Source organism: Streptomyces sp. NPDC052396 (genome assembly GCF_044593195.1).
GTDB lineage: Bacteria > Actinomycetota > Actinomycetes > Streptomycetales > Streptomycetaceae > Streptomyces.
This window is the reverse complement of sequence record NZ_JBIUAW010000029.1, coordinates 23,627-33,440: the sequence shown is the minus strand read 5'-3', so window position 1 is coordinate 33,440 and position 9,814 is coordinate 23,627. Positions and strand designations below refer to the sequence as shown.

The following is a 9,814-nucleotide window of genomic DNA, read 5'->3' as shown; positions in this document are numbered from 1 at the left end:
ACCGTGAACACCGAGATGATGCTGGCCGCCGCCGGCGCCCTCGCCGATGTCGTCGCCGAGGACGAACTCAACGCGAACTACATCATCCCCAGCGTTTTCAACGACAAGGTGGCCGGTGCTGTCGCGGGCGCCGTCCGGGAGGCCGCCAGGGCGGCCGGGGCCGTTGTGACGGGCGCCACGCCCGTCTGAACGCGGCGCGTCGCGTGACACGGGGCTCCGGCGCCCCCCATAAGGTGTCGGGCAGACATCGGGCCGCAAAAACGCGGCCCTGTCCGAGGCTGTGGCGCTTTCCGTGTGACTCTCCAGGGTGCCGGATTGGCTTTCCCGCCACTGGTGGGGGCAGGATGCTCCCCCGAGGACTCCGTCCAGGGGGCACCCCCTAGGGCGCGAGGGATCTAGTGGCGGACCCGGGTCCGGGGACTGTCCGAGGGCCCTGGCAGCATCGGCTTCGATCTCACGCCTCATTGGCAAGAAGAACACGGGAGTACAACATGAACCGCAGTGAGCTGGTGGCCGCGCTGGCCGACCGTGCCGAGGTGACCCGCAAGGACGCCGACGCCGTGCTGGCCGCCCTCGCCGAGACCGTCGGTGAGGTCGTCGCCAAGGGCGACGAGAAGGTCACCATCCCCGGCTTCCTGACCTTCGAGCGCACCCACCGTGCCGCTCGCACCGCCCGTAACCCGCAGACGGGCGAGCCGATCCAGATCGCTGCCGGTTACAGCGTGAAGGTCTCCGCGGGCTCCAAGCTCAAGGAAGCCGCCAAGGGCAAGTAAGGCTCTTACCTCCGAAGGGCGGCCACCCCGGACCAGGGTGGCCGCCCTTCGGCGTACCCGGGGCCCGTAGGGGCGTCCCTAAGGAGCGCGGAGCCGCACCCGGAAAGCAAAAGGGCGGGCCCGGGGCCGAAACCCCGGAACCCGCCCCTAGGGCCTGCCGTCAGGCGTCCACGCCCGGCAGCTCCACCTGAGCCCCCAGGTCCCGCAGCTTCTGCATGAAGTTCTCATAGCCGCGGTTGATCAGGTCGATCCCGTGCACCCGGGACGTCCCCTCCGCCGCCAGCGCCGCGATCAGGTACGAGAACCCGCCCCGCAGGTCCGGGATGACCAGATCCGCGCCCTGGAGCTTGGTCGGACCGGAGACCACCGCCGAGTGCAGGAAGTTCCGCTGGCCGAAGCGGCACGCGGAGCCGCCCAGGCACTCGCGGTAGAGCTGGATGTGGGCGCCCATCTGGTTCAGCGCCGAGGTGAAGCCCAGCCGGGACTCATAGACCGTCTCATGGACGATGGACAGGCCCGAGGCCTGCGTCAGGGCGACCACCAGCGGCTGCTGCCAGTCGGTCTGGAAGCCGGGGTGGACGTCCGTCTCCAGCGCTATGGCGCTGAGCTCGCCGCCCGGGTGCCAGAAGCGGATGCCCTCGTCGTCGATCTCGAAGGCGCCGCCGACCTTGCGGTAGGTGTTGAGGAAGGTCATCATCTCGCGCTGGCTGGCGCCGCGGACATAGATGTTGCCCTTGGTGGCCAGCGCCGCGCTGGCCCAGGAGGCGGACTCCAGGCGGTCCGGCAGGGCGCGGTGGTTGTAGCCGCCCAGCGAGTCCACACCGGTGATGCGGATGGTGCGGTCGGTGTCCATGGAGATGATGGCGCCCATCTTCTGCAGCACGCAGATGAGGTCCTCGATCTCCGGCTCCACGGCCGCGTTGGACAGCACGGTGACGCCCTCGGCCAGCACGGCCGTCAGCAGCACCTGCTCGGTGGCGCCCACCGACGGGTACGGCAGCTGGATCTTGGTGCCGCGCAGCCGCTGCGGGGCCTCCAGGTACTGACCGCCCTCCCGCTTCTCGATGGTGGCGCCGAACTGGCGCAGCACCTCGAAGTGGAAGTCGATCGGACGGCCGCCGATGTCACAGCCGCCCAGGCCCGGAATGAAGGCGTGGCCGAGCCGGTGCAGCAGCGGGCCGCAGAACAGGATCGGGATGCGCGAGGAACCGGCGTGCGCGTCGATGTCGGCGACGTTGGCGCTCTCCACGCGGGAGGGGTCGAGGACCAGCTCGCCGGGCTCCTCGCCGGGGCGCACCGTCACACCGTGCAGCTGGAGCAGCCCGCGCACCACACGGACGTCCCGGATGTCGGGAACGTTGCGCAGTCGGCTGGGACCGCTGCCGAGCAGCGCGGCGACCATGGCCTTGGGCACAAGGTTCTTCGCGCCGCGGACACGGATCTCGCCCTCGAGCGGGGTACCGCCGTGGACAAGCAGGACATCGTCAGGGCCGGTCATGGATCTCGCGTTCCTGGAGTTGGGCAGGGGGCAAGAAGAAAGGGTAATGCGACCGGAGCCCCCGAAATCCGCCCCAGGCCCTCTTTGCGAACGTCATGGATTTGTCACAACACGCTGTGTTAACGGAGTGGTAGCTACCGGTTATCGCACGCCCCGGCTATCGGGGTCCACGCCCCTCGCCGCCCCGGCCGGTCCCGGATTCCACTCCCCGCGGGAGCCCGAAATGCGGGATCATGTCGCCATGACCGAGGTGTCCTCGCTCACCGGGCGGCTGCTCGTCGCCACGCCGGCACTGGCGGACCCGAACTTCGACCGCGCCGTGGTGCTGGTGCTCGACCATGACGAGGAAGGCTCACTGGGGGTGGTCCTCAACCGCCCCACGCCGGTGGGCGTCGGCGATGTGCTGGAGCCCTGGGCCCCGCTGGCCGGCGAGCCCGGCGTGGTCTTCCAGGGCGGCCCGGTCTCGCTGGACTCCGCGCTGGGGGTGGCCGTGGTCCCCGGGGAGCCGCCGCCCGACGGGGACGCGGAGGACGCCGGTCCGGTCCGGGCCGACCCCATCGGCTGGCGCCGGGTGCACGGCGCCATCGGCCTGGTCGACCTGGAGGCCCCGCCGGAGCTGCTGCGCGCCGCCCTGGGCTCGCTGCGGATCTTCGCCGGCTATGCGGGCTGGGGCCCGGGCCAGCTGGAGGAGGAGCTGGTCGAGGGCGCCTGGTATGTGGTGGAGTCCGAGCCCGGTGATGTCTCCTCGCCCGACCCTGCCCACCTCTGGCGCGCCGTGCTCCGCCGCCAGCGCAATGAGCTGGCGATGGTGGCCACCTATCCGGACGATCCAAGCCTCAACTGACTCCCCGGTCTCCTCGGTCCCGGTGGCGCGGTCGCCCCGACCCAGTGCGCCGCTGCCCAGTACCCTTGGGGACCATGAGCACTCTTGAGCCCGAGCGCGGGGCAGGGACCGGCACCCTCGTAGAGCCGACGCCGCAGGTGTCGCACGGCGACGGCGACCACGAGCGCTACGCCCATTACGTTCAGAAGGACAAGATCATGGAGAGCGCGCTCTCCGGGTCTCCGGTGGTCGCCCTGTGCGGCAAGGTCTGGGTTCCGGGGCGCGACCCCAAGAAGTACCCGGTCTGCCCGATGTGCAAGGAGATCTTCGACGGCATGGGCGCCGGCGGAGATGACAAGGGTGGCAAGGGCGGCAAGGGCGGCGACAAGAAGTAGCCACCGGGCCGACCGCCCCCGCGTGCTGTACGGCTCCCCGGCCGCGCCGATCGGCGCCGGGGGGCCGTTCGCATACCTGGGCGGTACCCGCCCCTTTCTCTTCGGCTTTCCCTTCGCCACCCTTTGCCCTGATTTCTTCGCCCCAAGTGCCCGTCCGCCACGGTGAGATGGGCCTAGCGGCGCACCAACGGCCCGTCCCGCGCCCGATATGCTCCGCTTTCGCTTGGGATGTGTGCCCCCGCTGTGGCAGCAACTCGCCCTGAGGTCCGGCGTCATGGGCGATTTGTCCGGTTGGGTCGCCAACTCGCCGATGCCCCCCGCCTGTCGACGTCGAGGCGCTGCCGCCGGTGCGGTAAGGCACTCGGCGCCCACCCGGCGGCCGGGCGTCAATCGTGGGCGGTCAACCACCGGTGGACTGCCGCCTCTTTCCGCGGCCCGGGCGCTCGGACGCCCGATCGATGGTCCGCCCCCGATCGTGTGAGACAACCCGAAAGGTGACGGTCCGTGCCATGCACCCCTGGCACGGTGGACCTCCACACACCGCCGTAAGTCGTACAAGGAACCCCAAAGATGGCAATACGCCGCACAGCGGAGACGGCGCCGGAGCCCGGTCCGGTGGCGGGCCTCCGGCGGTGGACGGGATTCCGCGGTTCACCGACCCTGGCGACGGCGGAGGCGGAAGATGTGCCAGAGTTGCCACGTCCGGGCCGACAGCACGTACCGTACGGCGGGAACGGCCGGGATCACCGGGGAAGGGGCAGCTGGGTTGACCACGCACGCACCGCAGGCGGCGCACACCGTGACGTTGCCGGGCTCGCTGGACGAGGCCGTGGCGGCGCTGGCCGCCATGCCCGCCGCCGTGCCCGTGGCGGGTGGCACGGACCTGATGGCAGCCGTCAACTCCGGGCTGCTGCGGCCCGCCGCGCTGGTCGGCCTGGGCCGGATCAGCGAGATCCGCGGCTGGCAGTACCTGGACGGACACGCCCTGCTGGGCGCCGGACTCACCCATGCCCGCATGGGACGGCCCGACTTCGCCGCGCTCATCCCGGCCCTGGCCGCCGCCGCCCGGGCCGCCGGACCGCCGCAGATCCGCAACGCGGGGACCCTGGGCGGCAATATCGTCACCGCCGCGCCCACCGGTGACGCGCTGCCGGTGCTGGCCGCCCTGGAGGCGTCCCTGGTCATCGCGGGTCCCGGCGGCCGCCGGGAGATCCCGGTGGGCAGGCTGCTGGCCGGCGTGGAGATGCTGGCCCCGGGTGAACTCATCGGCTACGTAAGGGTTCCCCTGCTGCACGCCCCTCAGGTCTTCCTCAAGGCCACCAGCCGCACCGGCCCCAGCCGCGCCGTCGCCTCGGTGGCCCTGGTGCTGGACCCGGCCCGGCGGATGGTGCGCTGCGCGGTGGGCGCGGTGGCTCCCATGCCGCTGCGGCCCTACGAGGCCGAGCACTGGGTGGCCTCGCTCATCGACTGGGACGGCGAACGCACCCTGGCACCCGAGGCGTGCGCCGCCTTCGGGGACTATGTCGCCGCCGCCTGCATCCCCGACCCCGTACCCGGCCTGGACGGAAGCGGCGGGGGCACCGCCCACACCGCGGGGGAGGGCACCCTGCCGCCCGCCGTGCTCCACCTGCGGCGTACGGTGGCCACTCTGGCCCGCCGAGCACTGGGGAGGGCACTCGCGTGAGTGACGATCAGCAGCCACAGTCCCGTACGCCCGGCGAAGGCGCCTGGCAGCCGGTGCCGCGCGGCATGGAGTACGACGAGGGCACCGCCTTTGTCCAGTTGCCCCCCGAGTTGCTGGCCCATGGCGCCGGAGCGGGCGGCAACTGGGCTCCGCTGGCCGCCCCCGGCACCGGCTACACCCCGCCCGCGCCCGCCTCCTGGCAGCAGCAGGCCCCCGCCGCGCCGCAGCCGCACCAGCCGGGTCCGGTGTACCCGGGCGCCCAGGACACCCCGCATCAGGGCACCCCCATGGTGCCGCCCCCGGGCGTGACGCCGGCCCCCTCGCACCAGGGCGGTTACCCGGCGCCCCACGACCCGACCGCGCATCAGGCGGCGCACCAGGCCGTTCAGACGACCCCGTCGCATGGCACTCCGCCGCATGGCACTCCGCCGCATGGCACCCCGGCGCACGGCACCCCGCTGTCCGCGCACCCGGTACCGGGCGCGCACCAGGGCCACCACCCTGACGCCCACCCGCAGACGCACCCCGGTGCGCACCTCCCGGCACAGGCGGCCCCGCACCCGCAGGCAGCTCCGGCGGCGCATCAGCCCCTCCATCAGACGCCGTCCCACCTGCCTCACCAGACGGCGCATCAGGGCGACCCGCGCCCGGCAGCGCACCAGTCCGCCGCGGCGTCCGCTCCGGTAGCCGGGCACGCGCCCACCGCGGACGCGGCCGACGGCTGGGCGTCCGTGCCCTACCAGCCCGGTGCCACCACCGAGTGGGCCATGCCCGCCGACACCTATGACCCGGTGCACGGCCATGCCCCCGACGGTGCTCCCGAGGCCCACACCACCGCACAGTGGTCCTTCGCCCCGGTCGCTCCCGAGACGGGCCCGGGGTCCACCGGCCAGTGGAACATCCCGGCCGCCGGGGACGACCCGGTCGAGGAGTCCGGCGAGTACGCCCTGCGCCGGCCGGCACAGGGCGAGAACCCCGCCGCCGACCCGGAGTCGACCGCCGAATGGCCCGCGCCCGGGCCCGGCGACACCGGCAGCGGTGCCTGGCACCAGCCCGTCGCCGCCGAGGGTGCCGGCGGCCAGTGGAGCGTGCCCGCCGCGTCCGAGAACACCGGCCACCCGGGTCACCCGGGTCACCCGGGCGACCTGGGCATCCGGGGCGCCGCAGGGGACGCGTCCACCGGACATCCCGCCGACGCCTGGGCGGCCGAGACCGACCAGGTCCCCGCCGCCCCGGAGCCGGCTCCCGCTCCTCTTCCCGCCGCCGCTCCCGTCCCGGCCCCCGCCGCCGAACCGGCTGTCGCGGAAGCCCCCGAGCCCCGCCCCGAACCGGAACCGGCCGCGCCGGCCTCCGTCGCACCGACCGCCGAGCCCCCGGCCGACGAGGCGCCCCAGGCAATCCAGCCGCCGCCCCGGCCGTCCCAGACGCACCAGGCAATCCAGGAGCACCCGGAGCCGCAGGCTTCCTCGGCACCCGAGATGCCCTCGGCCCCCGAGGCATCCCCGGATGCCGATGTGCACCTGAACTCCGACGCGCATCCGAACTCCACCGCGCCCGCGCACTCCACCGCGCCCGCGCACTCCGCCGCACCCGCGGACCCCGAAGCGCCCTTGGACTCCGACGAGTTCCTGGAGCCCCTGGAGTCCGGCCCGGAGCCCGTCGGCCCGTACACCGAACACCCCTGCGCCTCCTACGTCCTGCGCGTCAATGGCACCGACCGCCCGGTCACCGACGCCTGGATCGGCGAGTCGCTGCTCTATGTCCTGCGCGAGCGCCTCGGCCTGGCGGGCGCCAAGGACGGCTGCGCCCAGGGCGAGTGCGGCGCCTGCTCGGTCCAGGTCGACGGACGTCTGGTGGCCTCCTGCCTGGTGCCCGCCGCGACCACGGCCGGCTCCGAGGTGCGTACCGTCGAGGGCCTGGCCATGGACGGCCAACCCTCCGACGTCCAGCGGGCGTTGGCCGAGTGCGGCGCGGTGCAGTGCGGCTTCTGCGTGCCGGGCATGGCGATGACCGTGCACGACCTCCTGGAGGGCAACCACGCTCCGACCGAGCTGGAAACCCGTCAGGCGCTCTGCGGCAACCTCTGCCGCTGCTCCGGCTACCGGGGCGTACTGCAGGCGGTGCGCCAGGTCGTCGACGAGCGCGCCGAGCGGGCCGCGGCCCTGGAGGAGGCGCACCCCGAGACGGACACGGCACGCATCCCGCACCAGGCGGGCCCGCACAACGGCGGCAGTGGAAGGGCAATGGCATGACGGGAATGGGCGGTAACGCCGGGCCGGGCGGATTGGGGGGCGTCGGCGTGGACGCGAGCAGCGTGCCCAACCTGGCCTCCCTCGCCACGGCCGTCCCCGCCCCGCCGGCCGCCGAAGCCCCGCCGCACGGCCTCGGCGTCTCCCTGGCCCCGGCCGACGCGGAGGCCAAGACCCAAGGCACCTTCCCCTACGCCGCCGACCTCTGGGCCGAAGGACTGCTGTGGGCGGCCGTGCTGCGCTCCCCGCACCCGCACGCCCGCATCCTCTCCATTGACACCCGCACGGCCGCCGCCATGCCGGGCGTCCACGCCGTGGTCACCCACGCCGATGTCCCCGGCGACGCCGCCCATGGCCGCAAGATCGCCGACCGCCCGGTCTTCGCCTTCGAGCTGGTGCGCCACCATGGCGAGCCGATCGCCGCGGTCGCCGCCGACCACCCCGACACCGCCCGGCTGGCCGCCGCCGCCATCGTGGTCGAGTACGAGGTCCTGGAACCGGTCACCGACCCCGAACTGGCCTTTGCCGCCGAGCCCTTGCACCCCGATGGCAACCTCATCCGGCACATCCCCCTCCGCTTCGGCGACCCCGAGGTCACCGGCGAGGTCGTGGTCGAGGGCCTCTACCGCATCGGCCGCCAGGACCCGGCCCCCATCGGCGCCGAGGCCGGCCTGGCCGTACCGCGCCCGGACGGCGGCGTGGACATCTACACCGCCTCCACCGACCCGCATGCCGACCGCGACCTGGCCGCCGCCTGCTTCGGCCTGGAACCCGAGCGCGTGAAGATCGTGGTCACCGGAGTCCCCGGCGCCATGGGCGACCGCGAGGACTCCGGCATCCAGCTCCCGCTGGGCCTCCTCGCCCTGCGCACCGGCCACCCGGTCAAACTGGCCGCCACTCGCGAGGAGTCCTTCCTCAGCCACTCCCACCGCCACCCCACCCTGCTGCGCTATCGCCACCATGCGGACGCCGAGGGCAAGCTGGTCAAGGTCGAGGCCCAGATCCTGATGGACGCCGGCGCCTATGCCGACTCCTCCTCCGACGCCCTGGCCGCCGCCGTGGCCTTCGCCTGCGGTCCGTATGTCGTCCCGCACGCCTTTGTCGAGGGCTGGGCGGTACGCACCAACAACCCGCCCTCCGGCCATGTCCGCGGCGAGGGCGCCATGCAGGTGTGCGCCGCTTATGAGGGCCAGATGGACAAGCTGGCCGCCAAACTCGGCCTGGACCCGGCCGAGTTGCGCATGCGCAATGTCCTGGCCACCGGGGACCTCCTCCCCACCGGCCAGACCGTCACCTGCCCCGCCCCCGTCGCCGAACTCCTGGCCGCCGTACGCGACTTCCCCCTCCCCGCCCTCCCCGCGGACGACTCCGAGGAGCACTGGCTGCTCCCCGGCGGACCGGACGGCGCCGGCGAACCCTCCGCCGTCCGCCGCGGCGTCGGCTACGGCCTGGGCATGGTCCATATGCTCGGCGCGGAGGGCGCGGACGAGGTCTCCACCGCCACCGTCAAGGTCAGCGGCTCGGTCGCCACCGTCATCTGCGCCGCGGTCGAGACCGGCCAGGGCTTTGCCACCCTCGCCCGCCAGATCGTCCAGGAGATCCTGGGCATCGAGGACGTCCATATCGCACCGGTCGACACCGACCAGCCCCCCTGCGGCCCCGCCGCCCACAGCCGCCACACCTGGGTCTCCGGCGGCGCCGTGGAACGCGCCGCCCGCATGGTGCGCACCCAGCTTCTCCAGCCCCTTGCCCACCAGTTCGGCATGTCCCACGAGCTGCTCACCATCGCCGACGGCAAGATCACCTCCTATGACGGCGTGCTGAGCACCACCGTCGCCGAGGCCCTGGACGGCAAGGAACTCTGGGCCACCGCCCAGTGCCGCCCCCACCCCACCGAGCCCCTGGACGAGACCGGCCAGGGCGACGCCTTCGTCGGCCTCGCCTTCTGCGCGGTACGCGCCGTGGTCGACGTCGACGTGGAACTCGGCTCCGTCCGCGTGGTCGAACTGGCCGTGGCCCAGGACGTCGGCCGCGTCCTCAACCCGGCCCAGGCCCACGCCCGCATCGAGGCCGGCCTCACCCAGGGCATCGGCGCCGCCCTCACCGAAAACCTCCGCACCAGCGGCGGCCTGGTCCGCCACCCCGACTTCACCGGCTACGCCCTGCCGACCGCCCTGGACGCCCCCGACATCCACATCGTCAAACTCGTCGAAGAACGCGACGTGGTCGCCCCCTTCGGCGCCAAGGCCATCAGCGCGGCCCCGGTCGTCACCTCCCCGTCCGCCGTCGCGGCGGCGGTCCGCGCGGCGACGGGGCGGCCGATCAACCGGCTGCCGATTCGGCCGCAGACGGCGGTGGTGACGGGGGCTTAGGCCCTTTGGCCCGCCGCGCG

At 73.3% G+C, this 9,814-nt stretch carries 7 protein-coding genes and 1 pseudogene; 7 read left to right on the top strand and 1 reads right to left on the bottom strand.

From position 1 onward, the window contains the following. Together ACIHFE_RS34150 and ACIHFE_RS34145 are read left to right on the top strand one after the other, a co-directional pair. A pseudogene (locus ACIHFE_RS34150) lies at nt 1-189 on the top strand (NAD-dependent malic enzyme); the annotation flags it as partial. Nucleotides 190-491: 302 nt separating this feature from the next. Continuing rightward, nucleotides 492-773 carry an HU family DNA-binding protein gene (locus ACIHFE_RS34145; RefSeq protein WP_004951951.1) on the top strand — a complete coding sequence of 94 codons (282 nt, stop codon included), beginning with the start codon at nt 492-494 and terminating at the stop codon, nt 771-773. A gap of 160 nt (nt 774-933) precedes the next feature. Here the strand turns inward: ACIHFE_RS34145 and murA are convergent, their stop codons facing one another. Continuing rightward, a complete protein-coding gene (gene murA / locus ACIHFE_RS34140; protein ID WP_400112911.1) occupies nt 934-2,271 on the bottom strand; it encodes a UDP-N-acetylglucosamine 1-carboxyvinyltransferase in 1,338 nt (445 codons plus the stop codon). A 241-nt stretch (nt 2,272-2,512) separates the two neighbouring features. On the opposite strand from murA, the gene ACIHFE_RS34135 reads away from it, so the two are divergent. From ACIHFE_RS34135 to ACIHFE_RS34115, 5 genes are all read left to right on the top strand, one after another. Continuing rightward, nucleotides 2,513-3,115 (top strand): YqgE/AlgH family protein, encoded by a 603-nt coding sequence (locus ACIHFE_RS34135; RefSeq protein WP_400112910.1) that lies wholly within the window; start codon nt 2,513-2,515, stop codon nt 3,113-3,115. Nucleotides 3,116-3,189: 74 nt separating this feature from the next. Further along, nucleotides 3,190-3,489: a DUF3039 domain-containing protein gene (locus tag ACIHFE_RS34130; protein ID WP_071961972.1), complete on the top strand. Its 300-nt coding sequence runs from the start codon at nt 3,190-3,192 to the stop codon at nt 3,487-3,489. A 766-nt stretch (nt 3,490-4,255) separates the two neighbouring features. After that, nucleotides 4,256-5,173 (top strand): FAD binding domain-containing protein, encoded by a 918-nt coding sequence (locus ACIHFE_RS34125; RefSeq protein ID WP_400112908.1) that lies wholly within the window; start codon nt 4,256-4,258, stop codon nt 5,171-5,173. Continuing rightward, entirely contained in the window at nt 5,170-7,425 is a 2,256-nt protein-coding gene (locus ACIHFE_RS34120; protein WP_400112906.1) for a 2Fe-2S iron-sulfur cluster-binding protein, read from the top strand. The genes ACIHFE_RS34125 and ACIHFE_RS34120 overlap by 4 nt, the downstream gene beginning before the upstream one ends. A 62-nt stretch (nt 7,426-7,487) precedes the next feature. Continuing rightward, a complete protein-coding gene (locus ACIHFE_RS34115; RefSeq protein WP_400112915.1) occupies nt 7,488-9,794 on the top strand; it encodes a xanthine dehydrogenase family protein molybdopterin-binding subunit in 2,307 nt (768 codons plus the stop codon). The last annotated feature ends 20 nt before the right edge of the window (nt 9,795-9,814 follow it).

What these genes read in the sequence shown, in the direction of transcription:
- ACIHFE_RS34130 (WP_071961972.1), top strand. Translation starts at nt 3,190, where the DNA reads ATGAGCACTCTTGAGCCCGAGCGCGGGGCAGGGACCGGCACCCTCGTA.
- ACIHFE_RS34145 (WP_004951951.1), top strand. Translation starts at nt 492, where the DNA reads ATGAACCGCAGTGAGCTGGTGGCCGCGCTGGCCGACCGTGCCGAGGTG.
- murA (WP_400112911.1), bottom strand. Translation starts at nt 2,271, where the DNA reads ATGACCGGCCCTGACGATGTCCTGCTTGTCCACGGCGGTACCCCGCTC.
- ACIHFE_RS34135 (WP_400112910.1), top strand. Translation starts at nt 2,513, where the DNA reads ATGACCGAGGTGTCCTCGCTCACCGGGCGGCTGCTCGTCGCCACGCCG.